The sequence below is a fragment of the Streptococcus cristatus AS 1.3089 genome (genome assembly GCF_000385925.1).
Taxonomy (GTDB): Bacteria; Bacillota; Bacilli; order Lactobacillales; family Streptococcaceae; genus Streptococcus; species Streptococcus cristatus_B.
In genome coordinates this window covers 95492-118712 of sequence record NC_021175.1, presented here as the reverse complement: position 1 = coordinate 118712, position 23221 = coordinate 95492, and the positions used below count along the sequence as shown (strand labels likewise).

General features: G+C 43.6%; 32 protein-coding genes, 1 tRNA gene and 2 rRNA genes. All 35 read right to left on the bottom strand.

The annotated features are described in order from the left end of the window. Window positions 1-24: 24 nt before the first annotated feature. The 35 genes from I872_RS00680 to tgt all read right to left on the bottom strand — a co-directional run bounded on the left by I872_RS00680 (window position 25) and on the right by tgt (window position 23203). A 23S ribosomal RNA gene (locus tag I872_RS00680) occupies window positions 25-2922 on the bottom strand. A 128-nt stretch (window positions 2923-3050) separates the two neighbouring features. Next, window positions 3051-3123, bottom strand: a tRNA-Ala gene (locus I872_RS00675). A gap of 52 nt (window positions 3124-3175) precedes the next feature. Beyond that, window positions 3176-4728, bottom strand: a 16S ribosomal RNA gene (locus I872_RS00670). Together the 16S and 23S rRNA genes with 1 tRNA gene alongside form the textbook arrangement of a ribosomal RNA operon. Window positions 4729-5077: 349 nt before the next feature. Next, window positions 5078-6349 (bottom strand): glutamate-cysteine ligase family protein, encoded by a 1272-nt coding sequence (locus I872_RS00665; protein WP_111694605.1) that lies wholly within the window; start codon window positions 6347-6349, stop codon window positions 5078-5080. A gap of 219 nt (window positions 6350-6568) precedes the next feature. Continuing rightward, window positions 6569-6955 (bottom strand): 50S ribosomal protein L17, encoded by a 387-nt coding sequence (gene rplQ / locus I872_RS00660; RefSeq protein ID WP_005591286.1) that lies wholly within the window; start codon window positions 6953-6955, stop codon window positions 6569-6571. An 11-nt stretch (window positions 6956-6966) separates the two neighbouring features. Further along, on the bottom strand, window positions 6967-7905 hold the full coding sequence (locus I872_RS00655; RefSeq protein ID WP_015604257.1) for a DNA-directed RNA polymerase subunit alpha: 939 nt from the start codon (window positions 7903-7905) through the stop codon (window positions 6967-6969). A gap of 45 nt (window positions 7906-7950) precedes the next feature. Continuing rightward, a complete protein-coding gene (gene rpsK, locus I872_RS00650; protein WP_001118385.1) occupies window positions 7951-8334 on the bottom strand; it encodes a 30S ribosomal protein S11 in 384 nt (127 codons plus the stop codon). Window positions 8335-8353: 19 nt separating this feature from the next. Then, window positions 8354-8719: a 30S ribosomal protein S13 gene (gene rpsM / locus I872_RS00645; RefSeq protein WP_005591288.1), complete on the bottom strand. Its 366-nt coding sequence runs from the start codon at window positions 8717-8719 to the stop codon at window positions 8354-8356. A 17-nt stretch (window positions 8720-8736) separates the two neighbouring features. Then, on the bottom strand, window positions 8737-8853 hold the full coding sequence (rpmJ, locus tag I872_RS10720) for a 50S ribosomal protein L36 (protein ID WP_001808836.1): 117 nt from the start codon (window positions 8851-8853) through the stop codon (window positions 8737-8739). A 24-nt stretch (window positions 8854-8877) separates the two neighbouring features. Beyond that, window positions 8878-9096, bottom strand: a complete 219-nt coding sequence (infA, locus tag I872_RS00640; protein WP_001029883.1) for a translation initiation factor IF-1 — start codon at window positions 9094-9096, stop codon at window positions 8878-8880. A 115-nt stretch (window positions 9097-9211) separates the two neighbouring features. Next, window positions 9212-9850, bottom strand: coding sequence for an adenylate kinase (locus tag I872_RS00635; RefSeq protein WP_015604256.1), 639 nt, complete (start codon window positions 9848-9850; stop codon window positions 9212-9214). A 93-nt stretch (window positions 9851-9943) separates the two neighbouring features. Continuing rightward, window positions 9944-11254, bottom strand: coding sequence for a preprotein translocase subunit SecY (gene secY, locus I872_RS00630; RefSeq protein ID WP_015604255.1), 1311 nt, complete (start codon window positions 11252-11254; stop codon window positions 9944-9946). A 12-nt stretch (window positions 11255-11266) separates the two neighbouring features. Beyond that, entirely contained in the window at window positions 11267-11707 is a 441-nt protein-coding gene (gene rplO, locus I872_RS00625; protein ID WP_015604254.1) for a 50S ribosomal protein L15, read from the bottom strand. 153 nt (window positions 11708-11860) lie between these two features. Continuing rightward, window positions 11861-12043, bottom strand: coding sequence for a 50S ribosomal protein L30 (rpmD, locus tag I872_RS00620; protein WP_002894509.1), 183 nt, complete (start codon window positions 12041-12043; stop codon window positions 11861-11863). A 13-nt stretch (window positions 12044-12056) separates the two neighbouring features. Beyond that, the gene (gene rpsE, locus I872_RS00615; RefSeq protein ID WP_015604253.1) at window positions 12057-12551 is read right to left on the bottom strand and encodes a 30S ribosomal protein S5; all 495 of its coding nucleotides are present in this window, start codon (window positions 12549-12551) and stop codon (window positions 12057-12059) included. Window positions 12552-12569: 18 nt separating this feature from the next. Then, on the bottom strand, window positions 12570-12926 hold the full coding sequence (rplR, locus tag I872_RS00610) for a 50S ribosomal protein L18 (RefSeq protein WP_009659213.1): 357 nt from the start codon (window positions 12924-12926) through the stop codon (window positions 12570-12572). Between the two features lie 85 nt (window positions 12927-13011). After that, entirely contained in the window at window positions 13012-13548 is a 537-nt protein-coding gene (gene rplF, locus I872_RS00605; RefSeq protein ID WP_015604252.1) for a 50S ribosomal protein L6, read from the bottom strand. A 185-nt stretch (window positions 13549-13733) separates the two neighbouring features. Then, window positions 13734-14132, bottom strand: coding sequence for a 30S ribosomal protein S8 (gene rpsH, locus I872_RS00600; protein WP_002899666.1), 399 nt, complete (start codon window positions 14130-14132; stop codon window positions 13734-13736). A 213-nt stretch (window positions 14133-14345) separates the two neighbouring features. Further along, a complete protein-coding gene (locus I872_RS00595; RefSeq protein ID WP_001085697.1) occupies window positions 14346-14531 on the bottom strand; it encodes a type Z 30S ribosomal protein S14 in 186 nt (61 codons plus the stop codon). A gap of 17 nt (window positions 14532-14548) precedes the next feature. Beyond that, complete coding sequence (rplE, locus tag I872_RS00590) at window positions 14549-15091, bottom strand: 50S ribosomal protein L5 (protein ID WP_015604251.1); 543 nt, start codon at window positions 15089-15091, stop codon at window positions 14549-14551. A gap of 23 nt (window positions 15092-15114) precedes the next feature. Continuing rightward, window positions 15115-15420, bottom strand: coding sequence for a 50S ribosomal protein L24 (rplX, locus tag I872_RS00585; protein WP_015604250.1), 306 nt, complete (start codon window positions 15418-15420; stop codon window positions 15115-15117). 80 nt (window positions 15421-15500) lie between these two features. Next, window positions 15501-15869: a 50S ribosomal protein L14 gene (rplN, locus tag I872_RS00580; RefSeq protein WP_002894494.1), complete on the bottom strand. Its 369-nt coding sequence runs from the start codon at window positions 15867-15869 to the stop codon at window positions 15501-15503. 25 nt (window positions 15870-15894) lie between these two features. Then, window positions 15895-16155: a 30S ribosomal protein S17 gene (rpsQ, locus tag I872_RS00575; RefSeq protein ID WP_002885836.1), complete on the bottom strand. Its 261-nt coding sequence runs from the start codon at window positions 16153-16155 to the stop codon at window positions 15895-15897. Window positions 16156-16182: 27 nt separating this feature from the next. Continuing rightward, window positions 16183-16389: a 50S ribosomal protein L29 gene (gene rpmC / locus I872_RS00570; RefSeq protein ID WP_005591297.1), complete on the bottom strand. Its 207-nt coding sequence runs from the start codon at window positions 16387-16389 to the stop codon at window positions 16183-16185. Between the two features lie 9 nt (window positions 16390-16398). Continuing rightward, a complete protein-coding gene (gene rplP, locus I872_RS00565) occupies window positions 16399-16812 on the bottom strand; it encodes a 50S ribosomal protein L16 (protein ID WP_015604249.1) in 414 nt (137 codons plus the stop codon). 3 nt (window positions 16813-16815) lie between these two features. After that, the gene (gene rpsC, locus I872_RS00560; RefSeq protein ID WP_015604248.1) at window positions 16816-17469 is read right to left on the bottom strand and encodes a 30S ribosomal protein S3; all 654 of its coding nucleotides are present in this window, start codon (window positions 17467-17469) and stop codon (window positions 16816-16818) included. Window positions 17470-17481: 12 nt separating this feature from the next. After that, a complete protein-coding gene (gene rplV, locus I872_RS00555) occupies window positions 17482-17826 on the bottom strand; it encodes a 50S ribosomal protein L22 (RefSeq protein ID WP_005591300.1) in 345 nt (114 codons plus the stop codon). An 11-nt stretch (window positions 17827-17837) separates the two neighbouring features. Further along, window positions 17838-18119, bottom strand: coding sequence for a 30S ribosomal protein S19 (gene rpsS, locus I872_RS00550; RefSeq protein ID WP_000533766.1), 282 nt, complete (start codon window positions 18117-18119; stop codon window positions 17838-17840). An 86-nt stretch (window positions 18120-18205) separates the two neighbouring features. Further along, the gene (gene rplB / locus I872_RS00545; RefSeq protein ID WP_002894482.1) at window positions 18206-19039 is read right to left on the bottom strand and encodes a 50S ribosomal protein L2; all 834 of its coding nucleotides are present in this window, start codon (window positions 19037-19039) and stop codon (window positions 18206-18208) included. Window positions 19040-19056: 17 nt separating this feature from the next. Then, the gene (locus tag I872_RS00540; RefSeq protein ID WP_005591301.1) at window positions 19057-19356 is read right to left on the bottom strand and encodes a 50S ribosomal protein L23; all 300 of its coding nucleotides are present in this window, start codon (window positions 19354-19356) and stop codon (window positions 19057-19059) included. Further along, on the bottom strand, window positions 19356-19979 hold the full coding sequence (gene rplD / locus I872_RS00535) for a 50S ribosomal protein L4 (RefSeq protein ID WP_015604247.1): 624 nt from the start codon (window positions 19977-19979) through the stop codon (window positions 19356-19358). The genes I872_RS00540 and rplD overlap by 1 nt, the downstream gene beginning before the upstream one ends. A gap of 24 nt (window positions 19980-20003) precedes the next feature. After that, window positions 20004-20630, bottom strand: coding sequence for a 50S ribosomal protein L3 (gene rplC / locus I872_RS00530; RefSeq protein ID WP_015604246.1), 627 nt, complete (start codon window positions 20628-20630; stop codon window positions 20004-20006). An 80-nt stretch (window positions 20631-20710) separates the two neighbouring features. Beyond that, complete coding sequence (rpsJ, locus tag I872_RS00525; protein WP_005591304.1) at window positions 20711-21019, bottom strand: 30S ribosomal protein S10; 309 nt, start codon at window positions 21017-21019, stop codon at window positions 20711-20713. A 376-nt stretch (window positions 21020-21395) separates the two neighbouring features. Further along, on the bottom strand, window positions 21396-22034 hold the full coding sequence (locus I872_RS00520) for a uridine kinase family protein (protein WP_015604245.1): 639 nt from the start codon (window positions 22032-22034) through the stop codon (window positions 21396-21398). 26 nt (window positions 22035-22060) lie between these two features. Then, on the bottom strand, window positions 22061-23203 hold the full coding sequence (tgt, locus tag I872_RS00515; protein WP_015604244.1) for a tRNA guanosine(34) transglycosylase Tgt: 1143 nt from the start codon (window positions 23201-23203) through the stop codon (window positions 22061-22063). Window positions 23204-23221 lie beyond the last annotated feature (18 nt).

Sequence of the window (23221 nt, the reverse complement as noted above, 5' to 3'; positions counted from 1 at the left end):
ATCGAACGCTGCGCTCAATGAAAATTGGATAAGTCCTCGAGCTATTAGTATTAGTCCGCTACATGTGTCACCACACTTCCACTCCTAACCTATCTACCTGATCTTCTCTCAGGGCTCTTACTAACTTGCGTTATGGGAAATCTCATCTTGAGGTGGGTTTCACACTTAGATGCTTTCAGCGTTTATCCCTTCCCTACATAGCTACCCAGCGATGCCTCTGGCGAGACAACTGGTACACCAGCGGTAAGTCCACTCTGGTCCTCTCGTACTAGGAGCAGATCCTCTCAAATTTCCTACGCCCGCGACGGATAGGGACCGAACTGTCTCACGACGTTCTGAACCCAGCTCGCGTGCCGCTTTAATGGGCGAACAGCCCAACCCTTGGGACCGACTACAGCCCCAGGATGCGACGAGCCGACATCGAGGTGCCAAACCTCCCCGTCGATGTGAACTCTTGGGGGAGATAAGCCTGTTATCCCCAGGGTAGCTTTTATCCGTTGAGCGATGGCCCTTCCATGCGGAACCACCGGATCACTAAGCCCGACTTTCGTCCCTGCTCGAGTTGTAGCTCTCGCAGTCAAGCTCCCTTATACCTTTACACTCTGCGACTGATTTCCAACCAGTCTGAGGGAACCTTTGGGCGCCTCCGTTACCTTTTAGGAGGCGACCGCCCCAGTCAAACTGCCCGTCAGACACTGTCTCCGATAGGGATCACCTATCCGGGTTAGAGTGGCCATAACACAAGGGTAGTATCCCAACAACGCCTCCATCGAAACTGGCGTCCCGATCTCGTAGGCTCCTACCTATCCTGTACATGTGGCACAGACACTCAATATCAAACTGCAGTAAAGCTCCATGGGGTCTTTCCGTCCTGTCGCGGGTAACCTGCATCTTCACAGGTACTAAAATTTCACCGAGTCTCTCGTTGAGACAGTGCCCAAATCATTACGCCTTTCGTGCGGGTCGGAACTTACCCGACAAGGAATTTCGCTACCTTAGGACCGTTATAGTTACGGCCGCCGTTTACTGGGGCTTCAATTCATACCTTCGGATTACTCCTAAGCACTCCTCTTAACCTTCCAGCACCGGGCAGGCGTCACCCCCTATACATCATCTTACGATTTAGCAGAGAGCTGTGTTTTTGATAAACAGTTGCTTGGGCCTATTCACTGCGGCTGACCAAAGTCAGCACCCCTTCTCCCGAAGTTACGGGGTCATTTTGCCGAGTTCCTTAACGAGAGTTCTCTCGCTCACCTGAGGCTACTCGCCTCGACTACCTGTGTCGGTTTGCGGTACGGGTAGAGTATGATACAACGCTAGAAGCTTTTCTTGGCAGTGTGACATCACTCACTCGCTACTAATCTTCGCTCCCCATCACAGCTCAACGTTACAGGTATAAGCATTTGACTCATACCACGCCTCACTGCTTAGACGTACATCCATTCGTACGCACGAGTTAGCCTACTGCGTCCCTCCATCACTTCATACTCTAGTACAGGAATATCAACCTGTTGTCCATCGGATACACCTTTCGGTCTCTCCTTAGGTCCCGACTAACCCAGGGCGGACGAGCCTTCCCCTGGAAACCTTAGTCTTACGGTGGATGGGATTCTCACCCATCTTTCGCTACTCATACCGGCATTCTCACTTCTATGCGTTCCAGCGCTCCTCACGGTACACCTTCACCACACATAGAACGCTCTCCTACCATACCTATAAAGGTATCCACAGCTTCGGTAAATTGTTTTAGCCCCGGTACATTTTCGGCGCAGGGTCACTCGACTAGTGAGCTATTACGCACTCTTTGAATGAATAGCTGCTTCTAAGCTAACATCCTAGTTGTCTGTGCAACCCCACATCCTTTTCCACTTAACAATTATTTTGGGACCTTAGCTGGTGGTCTGGGCTGTTTCCCTTTCGACTACGGATCTTAGCACTCGCAGTCTGACTGCCGACCATAATTCATTGGCATTCGGAGTTTATCTGAGATTGGTAATCCGGGATGGACCCCTCACCCAAACAGTGCTCTACCTCCAAGAATCTTCATGTCGACGCTAGCCCTAAAGCTATTTCGGAGAGAACCAGCTATCTCCAAGTTCGTTTGGAATTTCTCCGCTACCCACAAGTCATCCAAGCACTTTTCAACGTGCCCTGGTTCGGTCCTCCAGTGCGTTTTACCGCACCTTCAACCTGCTCATGGGTAGGTCACATGGTTTCGGGTCTACATCATGATACTAAACCGCCCTATTCAGACTCGGTTTCCCTACGGCTCCGTCTCTTCAACTTAACCTCGCATCATAACGTAACTCGCCGGTTCATTCTACAAAAGGCACGCTCTCACCCATTAACGGGCTCGAACTTGTTGTAGGCACACGGTTTCAGGTTCTATTTCACTCCCCTTCCGGGGTACTTTTCACCTTTCCCTCACGGTACTGGTTCACTATCGGTCACTAGGGAGTATTTAGGGTTGGGAGATGGTCCTCCCAGATTCCGACGGGATTTCGCGTGTCCCGCCGTACTCAGGATTCTGCTAGGTACAGATTCTATTTAAAATACGAGGCTCTTACTCTCTTTGGCTGACCTTCCCATGTCATTCTTCTATAAAATCTGAGTCCACTTTGCAGTCCTACAACCCCGAAGAGTAAACTCTTCGGTTTGCCCTCCTGCCGTTTCGCTCGCCGCTACTAAGGCAATCGCTTTTGCTTTCTCTTCCTGCAGCTACTTAGATGTTTCAGTTCACTGCGTCTTCCTCCTCATCTCCTTAACAGAGATGGGTAACAGGTAGTACCTGCTGGGTTCCCCCATTCGGACATCCCCGGATCTGCGCTTACTTACAGCTCCCCGAGGCATTTCGTCGTTTGTCACGTCCTTCTTCGGCTCCTAGTGCCAAGGCATCCACCGTGCGCCCTTACTAACTTAACCTTATTTTTAGACCTTTCAGTCTTAAACTCATTAATATTCACAGCGTTTTCGGTTTATTTTCTTGTTACTATTTGATATAGTTATTCAATTTTCAATGGACAAGTTTAGAATAGTCATCACTATCCTAATGGAGCCTAGCGGGATCGAACCGCTGACCTCCTGCGTGCAAAGCAGGCGCTCTCCCAGCTGAGCTAAGGCCCCACAAGACCTCTCAAAACTAAACATGACGACCAATGGCTTCCATTTTCCTTAGAAAGGAGGTGATCCAGCCGCACCTTCCGATACGGCTACCTTGTTACGACTTCACCCCAATCATCTATCCCACCTTAGGCGGCTGGCTCCTAAAAGGTTACCTCACCGACTTCGGGTGTTACAAACTCTCGTGGTGTGACGGGCGGTGTGTACAAGGCCCGGGAACGTATTCACCGCGGCGTGCTGATCCGCGATTACTAGCGATTCCGACTTCATGTAGGCGAGTTGCAGCCTACAATCCGAACTAAGAGACTGGCTTTTAAGAGATTAGCTTGCCGTCACCGACTTGCGACTCGTTGTACCAGCCATTGTAGCACGTGTGTAGCCCAGGTCATAAGGGGCATGATGATTTGACGTCATCCCCACCTTCCTCCGGTTTATTACCGGCAGTCTCGCTAGAGTGCCCAACTGAATGATGGCAACTAACAATAAGGGTTGCGCTCGTTGCGGGACTTAACCCAACATCTCACGACACGAGCTGACGACAACCATGCACCACCTGTCACCGGTGTGCCGAAGCAAAATCCTATCTCTAGGACGGGCACCGGGATGTCAAGACCTGGTAAGGTTCTTCGCGTTGCTTCGAATTAAACCACATGCTCCACCGCTTGTGCGGGCCCCCGTCAATTCCTTTGAGTTTCAACCTTGCGGTCGTACTCCCCAGGCGGAGTGCTTAATGCGTTAGCTACGGCACTGAGTCCCGGAAAGGACCCAACACCTAGCACTCATCGTTTACGGCGTGGACTACCAGGGTATCTAATCCTGTTTGCTCCCCACGCTTTCGAGCCTCAGCGTCAGTTACAGACCAGAGAGCCGCTTTCGCCACCGGTGTTCCTCCATATATCTACGCATTTCACCGCTACACATGGAATTCCACTCTCCCCTTCCTGCACTCAAGTTAAACAGTTTCCAAAGCGTACTATGGTTAAGCCACAGCCTTTAACTTCAGACTTATCTAACCGCCTGCGCTCGCTTTACGCCCAATAAATCCGGACAACGCTCGGGACCTACGTATTACCGCGGCTGCTGGCACGTAGTTAGCCGTCCCTTTCTGGTAAGTTACCGTCACAGTGTGAACTTTCCACTCTCACACTCGTTCTTCTCTTACAACAGAGCTTTACGATCCGAAAACCTTCTTCACTCACGCGGCGTTGCTCGGTCAGACTTCCGTCCATTGCCGAAGATTCCCTACTGCTGCCTCCCGTAGGAGTCTGGGCCGTGTCTCAGTCCCAGTGTGGCCGATCACCCTCTCAGGTCGGCTATGTATCGTCGCCTAGGTGAGCCGTTACCTCACCTACTAGCTAATACAACGCAGGTCCATCTCTTAGTGATGCATTTGCATCTTTTAACATCTTACCATGCAGTAAAATGTCTTATGCGGTATTAGCTATCGTTTCCAATAGTTATCCCCCGCTAAAAGGTAGGTTACCTACGCGTTACTCACCCGTTCGCAACTCTTCCGGAAAGAGCAAGCTCCTTCCTTCAGCGTTCTACTTGCATGTATTAGGCACGCCGCCAGCGTTCGTCCTGAGCCAGGATCAAACTCTCATTAAAAGTTTGAGTTCTCACTCATTTCTGTCACTGACAGATTTATTGTTTTTTCATTGTTCAGTACTACAACTAAAGTTGTAGTGCCCTGCACATTGGTTCGTCTTGTTCAGTTTTCAAAGGTCTTTGTCGCCCTCTCAAGCGACAACTATATCAGTATATCACCTATCCAATATCTTGTCAACACTTTTTTGAAACTTTTTTTACTTTTTTTGCAATTTTATTCCCTAACACCCCAAAATCACTGATAAATCAATAAACAAAAGGGAAAGGTTACCTATACTCGCCTCTCCCTTTTGTATTTAACCACTATAAAAGCGTGCTGGAAATGTACTTTGTGTTGCTATTAAATTTTTTATACTTCATTTACAAGCGGAAACAGGTAGCGCTCTTCCCCTTTTTTTCGCATTTTTAAACCTTTAATAGCTAATTGAAGGAGGTCAGATGCAAATGATCTAATAGCATCTTGCTCCGTTTGCGTCAAGTCGATTTGAGAATACTTTCTGCGAAGATCTTTATAAGCACGGCCTTCCAATTTAAAGAAATCGCAATCCTTCAGATATGCAGTCACTTCCTCAAGGTTAGCTAACAAGCCTAAATGAAAGGCTGCTGGTGCGAAGGTTCTATTAAGAGGCTGAGCGCAAGTGCTCCTAAATTCGATCGTTCCTCGCGTCGTCAAATCCTGATATTGGTAGCTTCTGTGATAATAAAAATCATCTGAACGAGGACTGACTAGGCTTTCCCTACCACTCAAATTGTATCCCTTGATTTGCCCTTGCTTTAGATACTCTCCAGCTGCAATAGGAGGGAAATAGTAAGTGTCACCCTCTCGCTCAGCATTGAAAATAGCCGTATGATTTAAATAATTGAAAAAATCTTCCTCATTTTTGAAATCATAGGGATTGACACCGACATTTTCTACTAACAAGCCGTGCATGGACTCTTCCCAAAAACGGTCTCTGGCAATTTTAGTCTGGAAATCTTCTGTTATCAATTCCGAATTAGCGAAAAAATAGGCTTTAGCTGCCTCGATCTGATTAAAGGCATTGATTACCTGGATGAAATTTGCCCGCGAAACATCCAACTGTACCTGACTCCCACAGATATAGCCACCATAATCAGGATGGCGATGGAAGAAATCTCCGCCAATTTTCTCACTCAAAGCCAGATATTGCATCAACATTTGATAGCGAGGATATTTCACGGGCTGATTATCATTTTCCTTCCAGAATGGATGCAGACCGTGCCCCTGAAGCTCATGATGATCTTTGCGCAAGATTTGTTGAATAATGTCTAAGTAGTGATTGAAGCGTATTTCAACTTCCTGAATTATTTTCGCTTTTTCAAATGCAAATTCTAAAATATTGTAAGACACTTCAAAAAGTATCCGATCTTCACTATCTGAAGCTTTTAATTGGATAGGATTGCCGTCTAAGTCCCTGCGTTCGACAATAAAACTATAATCGGAGTTTAGCCTTGCCAAGAGCTCTTTTGTAACACGGGTATCTGTTGCTCCACCTTCAAGATTCACAATTGGGAATTCCAACTCAATCCCAATATATAAGTCTGGATTTTCTTTAATATTGGTTAAATAGCGCTCTTTCAAAATATCAATTGAATCTTGCATCTCTTCTCCTTCCCTCATAAAGCCTTTCCTTTCCTACTTAAAACTCAAAAACGCCTGCTTACGAAATTGTTTTTCACTAAAAGCAATTTCGTAAACAAGCGTCTACGCTTTCATCATGATGATGAGTGTTCCCGCTAGGAAAATTCCTAGCGGTAGACCAGAGCTAGACTAAGAGCTTAAGAACTCCATCATCATAACACTCAACAAAATTGATAAAAATTATACTAATTCAATAATTGCCATTGGCGCAGCATCCCCACGGCGTGGTTCAGTTTTAAGAATACGAGTGTATCCACCATTGCGCTCAGCATAGCGAGGTGCCAATTCAGAGAACAATTTTTGAAGAGCTGTAGTTGTAGTGTATTTGTTAGTCTCTTCATTGTAGTTTTCTGATGCAATTTCGTTACGTACAAAAGCTGCTGCTTGACGACGAGCATGCAAGTCACCACGTTTACCAAGAGTAATCATTTTTTCAACTGTTTTACGGATTTCTTTAGCACGAGCTTCAGTTGTTACGATTGATTCATTGATAATCAAGTCAGTAGTCAAATCGCGAAGCATTGCTTTACGTTGTGAGCTAGTGCGTCCTAGTTTACGGTAAGCCATGTATTCCTCCTTTATTTATCGTTTCTTAACCCAAGACCAAGGTCAGCAAGTTTAACTTTAACTTCTTCAAGACTCTTGCGGCCCAAGTTACGAACTTTCATCATTTCAGGCTCTGATTTTTCTGTCAAATCAAAGACAGTATTAATTCCTGCGCGTTTCAGACAGTTGTATGAACGAACTGATAGATCCAATTCTTCAATAGTACGTTCCAAAATGCGATCATCTGAAGATTTTTCTGCTTCCTTCATCACATCAGTTGAAATAGCAACTTCTGTTAAATCTGTAAAAAGATTCAGATGCTCTGTCAGGATACGAGCTGATAGTCCCAAAGCGTCTTCGGGAATGATAGTTCCATTCGTTAAAATTTCAAGGGTAAGTTTATCAAAACCATCGTTGCTACCAACACGAGCTGGCTCAACTTGGTAATTTACTTTTGTCACAGGCGTATAGATAGAATCTACCGCAAGTGTGCCCACTGGTGCATCATCTTTTTTATTTTCATCAGCTGGTACATATCCACGACCGCTATTCACAGCCATTTTCGCTTTGAAGCGAGCACCTTCACTGATTGTAAAGAGATAATGATCAGGGTTTACAATTTCGATATCACTGTCTGTCAAAATGTCTCCAGCAGTTACTTCTGCAGGACCTTCAACATCCAATTCAATCATCTTTTCGTCTTGGACGTAAGATTTTACAGCAATCCCTTTGATGTTCAGAATAATCTGCATCACATCTTCACGGACCCCAGAAATCGTATCAAATTCGTGCAATACTCCATCAATGTTGATAGAAGTCACTGCTGCACCTGGAAGTGAGGCGAGAAGTACACGACGAAGAGAATTTCCAAGTGTTGTACCATAACCGCGTTCTAACGGCTCAACTACAAACTTGCCATAATTTTTATTTTCATCAATTTTTGTTATATTTGGTTTTTCAAACTCAATCATTTAGTTAACTCCCTCTTAAACGAAAAGCAGTGTAATTGTTTATGATTATACACGGCGACGTTTTGGAGGACGAGCACCATTGTGTGGCACAGGAGTCACATCACGAATAGCAGTTACTTCCAGACCAGCTGCTGCAAGTGCACGAATAGCTGACTCACGACCAGAACCTGGACCTTTAACTGTAACTTCAACTGATTTAAGACCGTGTTCTTGTGCAGACTTAGCAGCTGCTTCAGATGCCATTTGGGCAGCAAATGGTGTAGATTTACGAGAACCTTTAAAACCAAGAGCACCAGCAGATGACCAAGCAATCGCGTTACCATGCACATCAGTAATCATAACAATAGTGTTATTAAATGTAGCGTGAATATGTGCAATACCAGATTCGATATTTTTCTTCACACGACGTTTACGTGTTGGTTTAGCCAAGACTTTTTACCTCCTTATATTATTTTTTCTTACCTGCAATCGCAACGGCTTTACCTTTACGAGTACGAGCATTGTTTTTAGTGTTTTGTCCACGGACAGGAAGTCCACGACGGTGACGGATACCACGGTATGAACCGATTTCCATCAAACGTTTGATGTTAAGGTTTACTTCACGACGAAGGTCACCTTCAACCTTGATTGCATCCACTTCGCGACGGATTGCGTCTTCTTGATCTGATGTCAAATCTTTGACACGGATGTCTTCTGAGATTCCAGCTGCTGCCAAAATTTTCTTAGAAGTTGGAAGTCCGATACCGTACACATAAGTAAGTGAAACGACTACACGTTTGTCATTTGGAATGTCAACTCCAGCAATACGAGCCATGTTTTCTCCTTTCTATCTTATCCTTGACGTTGTTTGTGTTTTGGATTTGCTGGGCAAATTACCATAACACGGCCATTACGACGAATAACTTTACAGTATTCGCAAATTGGTTTGACCGATGGTCTTACTTTCATTTCTTATCCCTCCAAGTTTTTCGATTATTTAAAGCGGTACGTGATCCGTCCACGTGTCAAATCATAAGGACTCATCTCGACAGTAACACGATCTCCCGCTAAAATACGAATATAGTTTTTACGAATTTTACCAGAAACTGTTGCTAAAATCTGATGTCCATTTTCAAGTTCAACCGTAAACATTGCGTTCGGCATAGTATCGACTACCTTGCCTTCGACTTCAATCACATCGTCTTTTGCCACGCAAAAGCACCTCCCTAAATTTCGATAGATTCCTCTGAGCACAGAGGTAACAATTATAAGTCAGACTAACTCATTGTATCACTACTTGTCAAATATTGCAAGCGAGAAAAACGCTTTATTTCAAATTTGACAAGACTTTTTCGATATCTGAGAAAACTGCCTCAATCTCTTGATTGCCCTGAATGTCGTGAACGAGTCCTTTAGCGCGGTAATGATCAATAATTGGTTGACCTTGAGCGATATTGACATCCAAGCGACGTTTAACTGTTTCAGGTTTGTCATCTTCGCGTTGGTAGTAGTCTTCTTCTTTGTAATCCACTGGTGGGTTGAAAACTTTGTGGAAGGTTTCCCCTGTTTCGCGGTGGATAATCCGGCCACTTAAACGTTCTAATAAGCTATCTGGATTCACTTCGATATTGATCACGCCTTCAAGCTGAATACCAAGTTCCGCAAGGATTTGATCCAAAGCATGAGCTTGATCGATTGTCCGTGGATAACCGTCCAACAAGAAACCAGTTTCTTTAATATCATCTTGTGCCAAGCGCTCTTTCACGATTCCGTTTGTCACTTCATCTGGCACCAACTCACCTTTAGAAATGTAGGATTTCGCTAAAACACCCATTTCTGTTTCATTGGCCATAGCAGCACGGAACATATCTCCAGTTGAAATATGTGCCACGTGGAATTGTTCCACAATTTTGGCTGCTTGTGTTCCCTTGCCTGCACCTGGCAAGCCCATAATCAAAAGATTCATGTTTTGTCTCCTTTTTTGTTTTTAAAGCAATCTATTAAAACACTTAATAAACTTTTTAAAAACAAATAGAAGGTTGACTAAGTCAACCTATTTCTATTCTGTTGTAGTATCCATAAATCCGACATACTTACGCTTCAGAAGATAACCTTCCAACTGTTTCATTCCTTCAATACCTGTTGAAATGATGATAAGAAGACTAGTTCCTCCAAGAGCAACTGCATCGGTCAGACCGAAAAGATCTTTGGCTAGGATCGGAATGATTGTGATAATCCCTAGGAATAGTGAGCCAACTGTCGCCAAGCGACGAAGCAATTTAGACATATATTCTTCCGTTCCCTTACCTGGACGAACACCTGGGATGTAGGCTCCACTCTTTTGTAAATTCTCTGCTGTTTTTTCAGGATTAATTTGTACAAATGTATAAAAGAAAGTAAAGAGAATAATCAAGAGAGCATAGGTAAACATACCACTGATGGTTGTTGTCGCAAGAAGCGACTGCGCTGTCCGAACCCAGGATGCGTTATAGCCCATAGCACTTACAAATTGGAAGATGGCTGCTGGAGCAGCTGTAATCGAACTTGCAAAGATAACTGGGATAACACCAGCAGGATTCACTTTTAACGGTAGGTAGGAACTTGAAGGGGCACCTTGAGCAATCTTCGTATATTGAATTGGAATTTTGTACTCAGCTTGTTGCACAAAGGTTGTGAAATAGATAATCACCAGAACAGCAACAATTAAAATCCCAACGAAAATCAAAGACGAATTGAGTCGATCGCTCGGGATATTAACAAAGTAATCTTCATAGATTCCTTTGATCATACCAGGAATACCAGATACAATCCCTGCAAAGATAATCATGGATACACCATTACCATAACCCTTATCTGTAATCTGCTCACCTAGCCAGGTCACAATTACTGAACCTGTCGTGAGGAGAGCACCAATCAAAAGATAGGTTTGCCAATTTGGATTCGCTACTAATTTGGTTCTCGACAAAGTCGCAAACCCAGCTGTAATCCCGATGGATTGGACAAAGGCCAATACCAGAGAAATATAGCGAGTTGCTTGATTAAGCTTTCTCCGTCCGACTTCTCCTTGCTTGCCCCACTCTACAAATTTTGGAAGCAAATCCATTTGCAAGAGCTGAACCACGATTGAAGCCGTGATATAGGGACTAACCCCAAGGGCGAAAACAGAGAAGTTACGCATGGCATTCCCAGAAACCAAACTAAGCATGTTTAAGAAAGGTAAATCGCTTAAACTATTCAATGCTTTGGCGTTAATTCCTGGAACGGTTATAGTTGTACCAATACGGAAAACTAAGATGATGAACAGTGTGAACAAAATCTTAGACCGTACTTGTTTTATTTTAAGTGCGTCTTTTAATAGCTTGAAAAACATAGGTCACCTCTCTTAGATGACTTCGACTGAACCACCTTTAGCAGTGATAGCTTCTTCAGCTGATTTAGAGAATTTAGCTGCTTTAACAGTCAACTTCTTAGTCAATTCTCCGTTACCAAGAATCTTAACACCAGATTTTTCAGCTTTTACAATACCTGCTTCGATAAGAACCACTGGAGTTACTTCTGCACCATCTTCGAAAAGATTTAATTGGTCAAGGTTAACAATCGCGTATTCTTTACGGTTTACATTCAAGAAACCACGTTTTGGTACACGACGGAACAATGGAGTTTGTCCACCTTCAAAACCAAGGCGAACACCGCCACCGCTACGTGCTTTTTGACCTTTTTGACCGCGACCAGATGTTTTACCGTTACCTGATGATGTACCGCGACCAACACGGTTACGAACTTTACGTGAACCTGCAGCAGGTTGTAATTCATGAAGTTTCATTAATTTTTTCTCCTCTTTTGTAAAATGCTAGCGCTCGTACCAGAGAAAAGGTGTCTCTGATACAAACTCGCCTATACATATATTTAGTTTTAGGGGCTGAGAAAATTTCTCAAATCCCCTAACGTATCTTAATTAAAGTTTTTCAGCTAAGGCTTACTTAACTTCTTCAACAGTTACCAAGTGAGATACAGCAGTGATCATACCGCGTACCGCTGGATTGTCTTCTTTGATAACTGAGCTGTTCAATTTGCCAAGTCCAAGTGCTACAACAGTTTTACGTTGTGACGGGATGCGTCCGATTGGAGACTTAGTCAAAGTAATTTTAATTTGAGCCATGAGTTCCCCTTTCTTAAGCCAAGTCAGAAACTGAAATACCACGAAGGGCAGCAACTTCTTCAGCGCGTTTAAGTTGTTTCAAACCTTCAACAGTTGCGCGAACGATGTTGATTGGAGTGTTTGAACCAAGTGATTTAGATGTAATATCTGCCACACCTGCCAATTCGATGACGGCACGAACAGCACCACCAGCAGCAACTCCAGAACCTTCAACAGCTGGCTTAAGCAATACTTTCGCTCCACCAAATTCTGAAAGAACTTCGTGAGGAATAGTTGTACCAACCATTGGGACTTCGATCAAGTTTTTCTTCGCATCTTCAACTGCTTTACGGATAGCTTCTGGTACTTCTTGAGCTTTACCAGTACCGAAACCAACACGACCGTTGCGGTCACCAACTACTACAAGAGCTGCAAAACGAAGACGACGTCCACCTTTAACAACTTTAGTAACACGGTTGACTGCAACTAAGCGTTCTTCAAGTTCAACTGCATTGTCTTTAAATGCCATTTTCTAGTGTCCTCCCTATTAGAATTTCAATCCGTTTTCACGAGCTGCATCAGCCAAAGCTTTTACACGTCCGTGATAGAGATATCCACCGCGGTCAAACACCACTTCAGAAATACCTTTAGCAACTGCACGTTCTGCAACGAGTTTACCTACAACAACGGCTTGTTCAGTTTTAGTTCCTTTTGAAACTTCTTTGTCAAGAGTTGAAGCGCTTGCGAGCGTTACACCCGCTACGTCATCAATCACTTGAGCGTAGATGCCTGTATTAGAACGGAATACGTTCAAACGTGGGCGATCAGCAGTTCCAGAGAGTTTTCCGCGAACGCGACGGTGGCGTTTTTGGCGGATTTTATTTTTATCTGGTTTCGTAATCACAATTTTCACCTCTTATTATTATTGACGTGCCTCAGCACAAAATCGGAAAATAAACTGGCTGGCTGAAATCATCAGCCAATCAAGATTATTTACCAGTTTTACCTTCTTTACGGCGAACGAATTCACCAACGTAACGGATACCTTTACCTTTGTATGGTTCTGGTGCACGAAGGCTACGTACATAAGCAGCTGTTTGACCAACTACTTCTTTTGAAATTCCGCTAACAACGATTGTTGTTGGGTTTGGAAGTTCAAAAGTAATTCCTTCTGGAGCTTCAACTTCGTCTGGATGAGATTTACCAACAGCCAAGACAAGTTTATTTCCTTGAAGTTGTGCACGGTAACCAACCCCACGCATTTCAAGTTCTTTCTTGAAGCCTTCTGATACACCAACAACCATGTTGTTAAGAAGTGCACGAGTAGTTCCGTGGATAGTTTTCATTTCTTTTGAATCGTTTGGACGGTGAAGAGTTACTTCAGTACCTTCCACACGGATTTCAATATCTTTTGAGAACTCACGAGTAAGTTCTCCTTTAGGTCCTTTTAGAGTTACAACGTTGTCATTGTTAGTGAGTTCAACACCAGCAGGCAACACGATAACTTTATTACCAATACGTGACATGTTTATTTTCTCCTGTTAGATTGTCAGGCCATGACGGCCAGTTTTCACGGGGTTAAATCGATTTCTCGATTAAAGGAACATTTAGGTTTCAATTTCAAAGTGAATCTAGGCATCATCTCGCAGGCATAACTTGAGTTAGGCAAGAGACGATAACGAAGAGTCACAAAGAAATTGGGAGCTAAATATTACCAAACGTAAGCGATAACTTCTCCACCAACATTCTTTTGGCGTGCTTCTTTATCAGTAAGCAAACCTTCAGATGTTGAAAGGATAGCAATTCCAAGTCCGTTCAAGACTTTTGGAAGATCTTCGCGTTTCTTGTAAACACGCAGACCTGGTTTTGAAACACGTTTCAAACCAGTGATAACTTTTTCACCATTTTGACCGTATTTAAGGAATACACGGATGATGCCTTGTTTGTCATCTTCGATGATTTCAACGTTTTTTACAAAACCTTCACGCTTCAGGATTTCAGCAATCCCTTTTTTGATATTTGATGCAGGTACTTCAAGTACTTCGTGGTTCGCTTGGTTAGCGTTACGGATACGAGTCAAAAAGTCTGCAATTGGGTCAGTCATAACCATTTTATATTTCTCCTCTTACTAGTAGTTTGCAAGTTGCACTTGCTAGTTAATGATTGAGCTGGGCTCAGATAGTATTGACACATTCAAATGAGAAAACTCTTATTTGAACACGAGCTACAACCTGGGCAAAAAAGATAAATTTGTTTTGGAGCATCGCTCCTTCACCAAATTTCCTATTTTTGCTGTGGTTGTTACGCTCTTTGTATCATGATATTACCAAGATGCTTTGGTAACGCCAGGAATTTGTCCTTTGTATGCTAATTCACGGAAGCAAACACGGCAAAGTTTAAACTTGCGGTATACTGAATGTGGACGGCCACATTTTTCACAACGAGTATAAGCTTGCGTAGAGAACTTAGCTGGGCGTTTGTTCTTAGCAATCATTGATTTTTTAGCCATTTGTTTTACCTCCTATATTATTTTGCAAAAGGCATTCCAAGGCCTGTAAGCAACGCGCGTGACTCTTCGTCAGTATTAGCTGTTGTTACGATAACGATGTCAAGACCGCGAGTCTTATCAACATCATCAAAGTTGATTTCTGGGAAGATCAATTGTTCTTTCACACCAAGTGTGTAGTTTCCGCGTCCATCAAATGATTTTGTTGGAACACCGTGGAAGTCACGTACACGTGGAAGAGATACAGTAACCAATTTATCCAAGAATTCATACATGCGTTCGCCACGAAGGGTTACTTTAGCACCGATCGCTACACCTTCACGAAGACGGAAGCCGGCGATTGATTTTTTAGCTTTAGTGATCAGTGGTTTTTGACCAGAGATAAGAGCAAGCTCTTCAGCTGCTTTTTCAAGGTTTTTAGCATTTGAAACTGCTTCACCAACACCCATGTTCAAAACGATTTTATCCACTTTTGGCACAGCCATAACAGATGAGTAGTTGAACTTTTCAGTCAAAGCAGGAACTACTTCTTTAAGATATTTTTCTTTTAAACGATTTGCCATTATACTTCTCCTTTCCTTCGTGATTAGTCAAGCACTTCGCCTGATTTTTTATTGTAACGAACTTTTTTGCCGTCTACAAACTTGTAACCAACGCGTCCTGCAACACCATTCTTGTCAAGAACTTGAACGTTTGACACATGGATTGGTGCTTCTTTTTCAACGATAGCACCTTGAGGGTTTTCGCTATTTGGTTTTTGGTGCTTCTTAACAAGGTTAACACCTTCAACAACAACTTTGTTTACTTTTGGAAGAGCTGCAACAACAAGTGCTTCAACACCCTTGTCCTTACCAGCAATTACGCGAACTTTGTCGCCTTTTTTTACAAACATTCTTAGGTTTCTCCTTTAATTTCTTACGCCCACGAGGGCACCCTGGAAAACTTCCAGGGGACTTGTTTGATTTGTTTAGATTAAAGTACTTCTGGAGCCAATGATACGATCTTCATGAAGCCGCCGTCACGCAATTCGCGAGCAACAGGGCCGAAGATACGAGTTCCGCGAGGAGTTTTATCTTCACGGATGATGACTGCAGCGTTTTCGTCGAATTTGATGTATGAACCATCTTTACGACGAGCACCTGATTTAGTACGAACGATAACCGCTTTTACAACGTCACCTTTTTTAACCGCACCACCAGGAGTAGCTTGTTTTACAGATGCAACGATGACATCACCGATGTTGGCGAACTTACGTCCTGAACCACCAAGAACTTTGATTGTCAGGATTTCGCGAGCACCGCTGTTGTCAGCAACTTTCAAACGAGTTTCTGTTTGAATCATTTAAGTTTTCTCCTTTCTGGCTTGATTAGATGATAACCGCTTCTTCAACAACTTCTACAAGACGGAAGCGTTTTGTAGCTGAAAGCGGACGAGTTTCCATGATACGAACGATATCGCCTTCTTTGGCAACATTGTTTTCATCATGTGCTTTGTACTTCTTAGAGTAGTTAATACGCTTACCATAGACTGGGTGGTTACGTTTTGTTTCAACTACAACTGTGATTGTCTTATCCATCTTGTCAGAAACGACGCGTCCGACAAGGGTTTTACGTTGATTACGTTCCATTTTAGAATTTCTCCTTTCCCAAGTCTATTATTTAACTTCTGATTGAACAGTTTTGATACGTGCGATTTGTTTTTTCACTTCTTTCAAACGCGCTGTCTGCTCTAATTGACCAGTAGCGGCTTGGAAACGAAGGTCAAACAATTCTTTCTTCAATTCATTTTCACGCTTCGCGAGTTCTTCTTGAGAAAGACCACGAAGTTCTTTAACAAAATCTTGAATTTCTTTAAGTTTCATGCTTTCTCCTTATTCTGCTTCACGCTTTACGAATTTACATTTAACTGGTAATTTGTGGCTTGCAAGACGAAGAGCTTCGCGAGCGATTTCTTCTGATACGCCAGCGACTTCAAACATCACTTTGCCACGTTTAACTGGTGCTACCCAACCTTCTGGAGCCCCTTTACCAGATCCCATCCGTACACCGATTGCTTTTGCAGTGTATGATTTGTGTGGGAAGATTTTGATCCAAACTTTACCACCACGTTTCATGTAACGAGTCATAGCGATACGGGCAGCTTCGATTTGACGGTTAGTGATCCAGTGGCTAGTAGTTGCTTGAAGACCATATTCTCCAAAAGTTACTTCTTTACCACCTTTGGCTTCACCACGCATTTTTCCGCGGAATTCGCGACGGTGTTTAACACGTTTAGGTACTAACATTGGTTATTTACCTCCTTTAGTGTTTTTACGAGCTGGAAGAACTTCTCCACGGTAGATCCATACTTTAACACCAAGTTTACCGTAAGTAGTATCAGCTTCTTCCCAAGCGTAATCGATATCCGCACGAAGGGTGTGAAGTGGAACAGTTCCTTCAGAGTATCCTTCGCTACGAGCGATATCTGCACCGTTCAAACGACCTGATACTTGAGTTTTGATTCCTTTAGCTCCTGCACGCATTGCACGTTGGATTGCTTGTTTTTGAGCACGACGGAAAGCAACACGTTGCTCCAATTGACGAGCAATTCCTTCACCAACAAGGTGAGCATCCAAATCTGGAGATTTGATCTCGATGATGTTGATGTGAACTTGCTTGCCAGTCATTTTGTTAAGTTTTGCACGAAGTGCATCAACGTTTGCTCCACCTTTACCGATAACCATACCTGGTTTAGCAGTGTGAAGTGAAACGTTAACTTTGTTTACTGCGCGTTCGATTTCAATAGTTGAAACAGCTGCGTCAGCCAATTCTTTTTGAACGAATTTACGGATTGCAAGATCTTCATGAAGGTAATCCGCGTATTCTTTTTCAGCATACCATTTGGCATCCCAATCACGGATGATGCCGACACGCATACCAATTGGATGTACTTTTTGACCCACGATGTTACCTCCTTATTTTTCTGCAACTACCACAGTGATGTGGCTTGTGCGTTTGTTGATTGGTGAAGCTGAACCTTTAGCGCGTGGACGGAAACGTTTCATAGTTGGTCCTTCGTTTGCGAAAGCTTCAGATACTACCAAGTTAGCTTTTTCCAAACCAAAGTTGTTTTCAGCATTAGCGATTGCTGAGATCAATACTTTTTCGATAATGCCAGCAGCTTTGTTTGGAGTGAATTTCAAGATTGCGATTGCGTCAGCGACGTTTTTACCACGGATATTGTCAAGAACTAGACGAGTTTTACGAGGTGAAACACGCACTGTACGAGCCATTGCTTTAGCTGAAGTAATTTCTGCCATTTATGTTCTCCTTATTTTCTACGTGTTTTCTTGTCGTCTGCAGCGTGACCTTTGTAAGTACGAGTTGGTGCAAATTCACCAAGCTTGTGACCTACCATGTCTTCTTGGATGTAAACAGGTACGTGTTTACGCCCGTCATAGACTGCGATTGTGTAACCGATGAAACTTGGGAAGATCGTTGAACGACGTGACCAAGTTTTGATAACTTTTTTCTTTTCGTCATTAGCTTGAGCTTCAACTTTTTTCATCAAATGCTCATCGACGAAAGGTCCTTTTTTAAGACTGCGTCCCATTTTTATGTTTTCTCCTTTAAAATAAGTACCACAGCGGCCTGCGCTGCTAGGCAGCGCTACCGAGCTGGCGGATGGATTGTTTTAGATTATTTCTCGTTGCGACGACGAACGATAAGTTTGTCAGATTTCGCTTTCTTGTTACGAGTTTTAAGACCAAGAGCAGGTTTGCCCCATGGAGTAGATGGCGCTTTGCGACCAACTGGTGCTTTACCTTCACCACCACCGTGTGGGTGATCGTTAGGGTTCATTACAGAACCGCGAACTGTTGGACGGATACCTTTCCAACGGCTACGGCCTGCTTTACCAAGGTTAACCAAGCCATGTTGTTCGTTTCCGACAACACCAACTGTAGCGCGGCAAGTACCAAGGATCATACGAACTTCGCCTGATTGAAGACGAACAAGAGTGTATTTACCTTCTTGACCCAATACTTGAGCAGAAGCTCCAGCAGCACGGACCAATTCACCACCACGACCTGGTTTCAACTCAATATTGTGAACCAAAGTACCAACTGGGATGTTAGCAAGTGGAAGTGCGTTACCGACTTTGATATCTGCTTCAGGACCTGAAACGATACGTTGACCTACTTCAAGACCTTTAGGAGCGATGATGTATGCCTTCACACCGTCAGTATAGTGAACCAAAGCAATGTTTGCTGAACGGTTTGGATCGTACTCGATAGTTTTAACTACTGCTTCAACAGCATCTTTGTTACGTTTGAAGTCAATCAAACGGTAGTGACGTTTGTGGCCGCCACCTTGGTGACGAACAGTGATACGTCCGTTGTTGTTACGACCTGCTTTGCTCTTAAGTGAAACGAGCAAAGATTTTTCTGGAGTGCTAGTAGTGATTTCAGCGAAATCCAAAGAAGTCATATTACGGCGACCGTTTGTTGTTGGTTTATAAACACGAATTCCCACGATATTTCCTCCTTAGATTATTCTGCTTCAGCAGCTCCGAACAACTCGATTGCTTTAGAATCTGCTGTCAGAGTGATGATAGCTTTTTTAGTTTTGTTAGTAAAACCAGTGTAACGTCCAACGCGTTTTGCTTTAGGTTTTACATTGATAGTGTTGACATTAGCAACTTTAACTCCTTCAAAAGCAGCTTCAACAGCTTGCTTGATCAAAAGTTTATGAGCGCGAGTGTCTACTTCAAATACGTATTTGCCTGCTTCAAGCTGAGCCATTGAGCTTTCAGTGATTACAGGTTTTTTGATAACGTCATACAAATTCATTATGCAAGAACCTCCTCGATTTTAGAGATAGCTGCTTGAGTAACAAGAAGTTTGTCGCTGTTTGCGATGTCAAGAACACTTGCAGATGCTGCTGTTGTAACTTTAACGTTTGGAAGGTTGCGTGCTGAAAGTGCAGCAAATTCATTTCCTTCTTCAAGAACAACAAGTACTTTTGTATCAATGCTCAATGCTGCAAGCACTTTTGCAAACTCAGCAGTTTTTGGAGCTGTAAATGAAAGGCTGTCTACAGCTACGAATTTGTTTTCAGCAACTTTTTCAGAGTAAACTGATTTCAATGCCAATCTACGAACTTTTTGTGGAAGTTTGTAGGCATATGAACGAGGAGTTGGACCGAAGACGATACCACCACCACGCCATTGTGGAGAGCGGATAGAACCTTGACGAGCACGTCCAGTTCCTTTTTGACGCCATGGTTTGCGTCCGCCGCCTGATACTGCAGAACGGTTTTTAACAGCGTGAGTTCCTTGACGGAGGCTAGCGCGTTGGCTGATGATCACGTCGAAGACAACTGATTCGTTTGGTTCGATACCAAAGATTGCGTCGTTAAGAACTACTTCACCAGCTTCTTTACCAGTTTGGTCAAATAATTTTACGTTTGCCATTGTGACTGATTTCCCCTTTCTTTATTATTTACCAGCTTTAACTGCTGATTTGATAGTGATAAGAGATTTCTTAGCACCAGGTACGTTTCCTTTGATCAAGATAACGTTTTTCTCTGGAACAACTTGAACGATTTCAAGGTTTTGAATCGTTACACGGTTGCCACCCATACGTCCAGCCAAGTGTTTGTTTTTGAAAACACGGTTTGGCGCAACTGGTCCCATTGAACCAGGACGACGGTGGTAACGTGAACCGTGAGCCATTGGACCACGAGATTGGCCGTGGCGTTTGATTACACCTTGGAAACCTTTACCTTTTGAAGTTCCTGTTACATCAACAACATCACCAGCTTCGAATGTATCAACTGTGATTTCCGCACCAACTTCCAAGCCTTCAATGTTTTTGAATTCACGAATGAAGCGCTTAGGAGCCGTGTTAGCTTTCGCTACATGTCCTTTAGCAGGTTTGTTGCTCAATACGTCACGAAGGTCGTCAAAACCAACTTGAACTGCGTTGTAACCATCTGTTTCAACTGTTTTTACTTGAAGAACAACGTTTGGAGCTGCTTCAACAACAGTTACAGGGATTAATTCGCCAGCTTCAGTGAAGATTTGAGTCATTCCCACTTTTTTCCCTAAGATTCCTTTTGTCATGAGAAAATGTTTCCTTTTCTATTTTTTGTCTAAAAAGTTTTTAACGAGCGTTTTTTATGCTCAAGATATCAAGCTTTAGATTAAAGTTTGATTTCTACGTTCACACCACTTGGAAGGTCCAACTTCATCAAAGCGTCAACTGTTTTTTGAGTTGGGTTGATGATGTCGATCAAGCGTTTGTGAGTACGCATTTCAAATTGTTCGCGAGAGTCTTTGTATTTGTGAGTCGCACGAATGATTGTGTAGAGGCTACGTTCAGTTGGAAGTGGGATTGGACCCGCAACTTCAGCACCTGTACGTGCAGCAGTTTCTACGATTTTTGCAGCCGCTGTATCAAGTGTACGATGTTCGTAAGCTTTCAAACGGATGCGGATTTTTTTGTTTGCCATCTTTTTCTCCTTTTTTCGTCTATTTAAGATAATAGGCTAGCTCCACAAGAAAACCGACAGGTGATTGCGTGGCAATGCAACCGAGCGTGTCGCAACCTCTTGCATCAAAGCTACACGCTGTTTTTCACAGCACCATAGTATCTTAACACAAAGAACCAAGCATTGCAAGGGATTTGAGCAAGTTTTTTAAGGATTTTTAGGATAATTTTTTATAAAAGCGTTTTCTAAGCGACTTATAATTCTTGTAATCATTTATATAGAAGAAAATTTAGATTATTCTACCTATTCGTTTGAGTTTTTGCTCAAAAAATAAAAATGCTCACTGACGCACATCAGTGAGATTAAGAATGAAAAATTTGCTTTTAGCTACTTTATTTTATAACAAGGTGCTGTCCTTTTCGATGCGAAAGCTGTTGCCCGACTGGCAGATAACAAGGTCTGCAGCTGCTAGATAGGGCTGATAAAAGTGCTGATATTGCTCTCTCCGATCTAAATGCGTCTGCTCTATCCACTCCGGTCTGCGTTCTCGCACAGCCACATCCCGCGCCAAGCGGCGTTCTAACTCAGTTTGATCATCCGTGTAAAAGCAAATCGATAAATCAAACAAGCCTTTAGGCAAAAAAGCTGCTGACATGCCTTCTACTATTAAAGTCGGCTTTTGAGCTGACAAACGCAAACTCGGTGACCAAGCTTTTCCAATGGTCAGAATATCCAGACCAGACTGCAAAGCACAAATATCGCGCTCCAGACTACTGAGTTCATGAACGGCTGGAATACAAGCCGTTACTTTTTGATGAGGAAAGTCTTTAGAACTGAGCAAATCGCGATACTCCCCAGTAATTACATAAGGATCTGTTTCCAAAAGATTGGTTCCTTCCTCACCCAAGGCTAGCTGGAGTTTTCGAGCAAAGGTTGACTTACCCGAAGCTCCGTGACCGTAAATACGCAGGGTGTGCTTTTGACCATCCGACAGATAGTCTACCAAGCTTTCCAACAATTTTCCTTCATCAGACATACTTCTTCCCTTCTAAATGAGGACTCTTAGAAATTTCTCTTGGAGCGGTTGTAGCCGTAGCGCTCGACAAAGTCTTCGCGGAATTCCAATAGATTATCATCCATAATGGCTTGACGAACCTTCTTCATAAGATTTACCAAGAAATAGAGGTTGTGATAGCTAGTCAAGCGGAGACCAAAGGTTTCATCTGCCTTGAGCAGGTGGCGGATATAGGCCCGCGTGTAGTTTGTACAAGTGTAGCAATCACAGTCGTGATCCAGCGGTGTGAAATCTTCCTCAAACTGGGCATTTTTGACAACCAGACGACCCTCGCTGGTCATACAGGTACCGTTTCGGGCAATCCGAGTCGGCAGAACGCAGTCAAACATATCGACCCCGCGAATAACACCGTCAATCAAACTATCTGGCGCTCCAACTCCCATGAGATAGCGAGGTTTGTTTTCAGGCAGCAAGGGCGTTGTGAAGTCCAGCACCGCATTCATCTCTTCGTGAGACTCACCGACAGCCAGACCTCCAATAGAGTAGCCTGGGAAATCCATGCTGACCAAGTCTTGAGCAGATTGGCGGCGCAAATCTTCAAAGCCAGCGCCCTGAACAATCCCAAAGAGACCTTGGTCGTGGGGACGAGTGTGAGCCTTGAGTCCCCGCTCTGCCCAACGGCTAGTCCGCTCGATGGACTTCTTGATATAATCATATGGCTGGTAGAACTGCGGGCACTCATCAAAGGACATCATGATGTCGCTACCTAGATTGTTCTGGATAGAGATGGCTTTCTCTGGCGACAGGAACATCTTGGAGCCGTTGAGGTGGTTTTTGAAAGTCACCCCTTCTTCTGTGATGTTGCGGCTGTCAGCTAGAGAATAAACCTGAAAACCACCACTATCGGTCAGAATAGGCTGGTCCCAGTTCATGAACTTGTGCAGGCCACCTGCACGGGCAATCAGCTCATCACCCGGCCGCAACCAGAGGTGGTAAGTATTGGCCAAGATGATACCAGAACCCATTTGCTTGAGCTCTTCTGGCGACTGAGTCTTGACCGTAGCCTGAGTGCCGACCGGCATAAACATAGGTGTTGGGAAGGTTCCGTGGGGCGTGATAATCTCCCCCAAACGAGCACCTGTGTGCTTTTCTTTTTTGATCAAACGATACTGAATCGGTGATGTTGACATGTTTCCTCCTGCTGGGAA

What these genes read in the sequence shown, in the direction of transcription:
- rpsM (WP_005591288.1), bottom strand. Translation starts at nt 8,719, where the DNA reads ATGGCTCGTATTGCTGGAGTTGACATTCCAAATGACAAACGTGTAGTC.
- rpsJ (WP_005591304.1), bottom strand. Translation starts at nt 21,019, where the DNA reads ATGGCAAACAAAAAAATCCGCATCCGTTTGAAAGCTTACGAACATCGT.
- I872_RS00635 (WP_015604256.1), bottom strand. Translation starts at nt 9,850, where the DNA reads ATGAATCTTTTGATTATGGGCTTGCCAGGTGCAGGCAAGGGAACACAA.
- rplC (WP_015604246.1), bottom strand. Translation starts at nt 20,630, where the DNA reads ATGACAAAAGGAATCTTAGGGAAAAAAGTGGGAATGACTCAAATCTTC.
- I872_RS00655 (WP_015604257.1), bottom strand. Translation starts at nt 7,905, where the DNA reads ATGATTGAGTTTGAAAAACCAAATATAACAAAAATTGATGAAAATAAA.
- rplQ (WP_005591286.1), bottom strand. Translation starts at nt 6,955, where the DNA reads ATGGCTTACCGTAAACTAGGACGCACTAGCTCACAACGTAAAGCAATG.
- rpsH (WP_002899666.1), bottom strand. Translation starts at nt 14,132, where the DNA reads ATGGTTATGACTGACCCAATTGCAGACTTTTTGACTCGTATCCGTAAC.
- I872_RS00520 (WP_015604245.1), bottom strand. Translation starts at nt 22,034, where the DNA reads ATGTCTGATGAAGGAAAATTGTTGGAAAGCTTGGTAGACTATCTGTCG.
- rplN (WP_002894494.1), bottom strand. Translation starts at nt 15,869, where the DNA reads ATGATTCAAACAGAAACTCGTTTGAAAGTTGCTGACAACAGCGGTGCT.
- tgt (WP_015604244.1), bottom strand. Translation starts at nt 23,203, where the DNA reads ATGTCAACATCACCGATTCAGTATCGTTTGATCAAAAAAGAAAAGCAC.
- rplP (WP_015604249.1), bottom strand. Translation starts at nt 16,812, where the DNA reads ATGTTAGTACCTAAACGTGTTAAACACCGTCGCGAATTCCGCGGAAAA.
- rplO (WP_015604254.1), bottom strand. Translation starts at nt 11,707, where the DNA reads ATGAAACTTCATGAATTACAACCTGCTGCAGGTTCACGTAAAGTTCGT.
- rpmC (WP_005591297.1), bottom strand. Translation starts at nt 16,389, where the DNA reads ATGAAACTTAAAGAAATTCAAGATTTTGTTAAAGAACTTCGTGGTCTT.
- rpsS (WP_000533766.1), bottom strand. Translation starts at nt 18,119, where the DNA reads ATGGGACGCAGTCTTAAAAAAGGACCTTTCGTCGATGAGCATTTGATG.
- rplV (WP_005591300.1), bottom strand. Translation starts at nt 17,826, where the DNA reads ATGGCAGAAATTACTTCAGCTAAAGCAATGGCTCGTACAGTGCGTGTT.
- rpsQ (WP_002885836.1), bottom strand. Translation starts at nt 16,155, where the DNA reads ATGGAACGTAATCAACGTAAAACCCTTGTCGGACGCGTCGTTTCTGAC.
- rplX (WP_015604250.1), bottom strand. Translation starts at nt 15,420, where the DNA reads ATGTTTGTAAAAAAAGGCGACAAAGTTCGCGTAATTGCTGGTAAGGAC.
- secY (WP_015604255.1), bottom strand. Translation starts at nt 11,254, where the DNA reads ATGTTTTTCAAGCTATTAAAAGACGCACTTAAAATAAAACAAGTACGG.
- I872_RS00595 (WP_001085697.1), bottom strand. Translation starts at nt 14,531, where the DNA reads ATGGCTAAAAAATCAATGATTGCTAAGAACAAACGCCCAGCTAAGTTC.
- rplF (WP_015604252.1), bottom strand. Translation starts at nt 13,548, where the DNA reads ATGTCACGTATTGGTAATAAAGTTATCGTGTTGCCTGCTGGTGTTGAA.
- I872_RS00540 (WP_005591301.1), bottom strand. Translation starts at nt 19,356, where the DNA reads ATGAATTTGTATGACGTTATCAAAAAACCTGTAATCACTGAAAGCTCA.
- rplE (WP_015604251.1), bottom strand. Translation starts at nt 15,091, where the DNA reads ATGGCAAATCGTTTAAAAGAAAAATATCTTAAAGAAGTAGTTCCTGCT.
- rpsE (WP_015604253.1), bottom strand. Translation starts at nt 12,551, where the DNA reads ATGGCATTTAAAGACAATGCAGTTGAACTTGAAGAACGCTTAGTTGCA.
- I872_RS00665 (WP_111694605.1), bottom strand. Translation starts at nt 6,349, where the DNA reads ATGCAAGATTCAATTGATATTTTGAAAGAGCGCTATTTAACCAATATT.
- rplD (WP_015604247.1), bottom strand. Translation starts at nt 19,979, where the DNA reads ATGGCAAACGTAAAATTATTTGACCAAACTGGTAAAGAAGCTGGTGAA.
- rpmD (WP_002894509.1), bottom strand. Translation starts at nt 12,043, where the DNA reads ATGGCTCAAATTAAAATTACTTTGACTAAGTCTCCAATCGGACGCATC.
- rpmJ (WP_001808836.1), bottom strand. Translation starts at nt 8,853, where the DNA reads ATGAAAGTAAGACCATCGGTCAAACCAATTTGCGAATACTGTAAAGTT.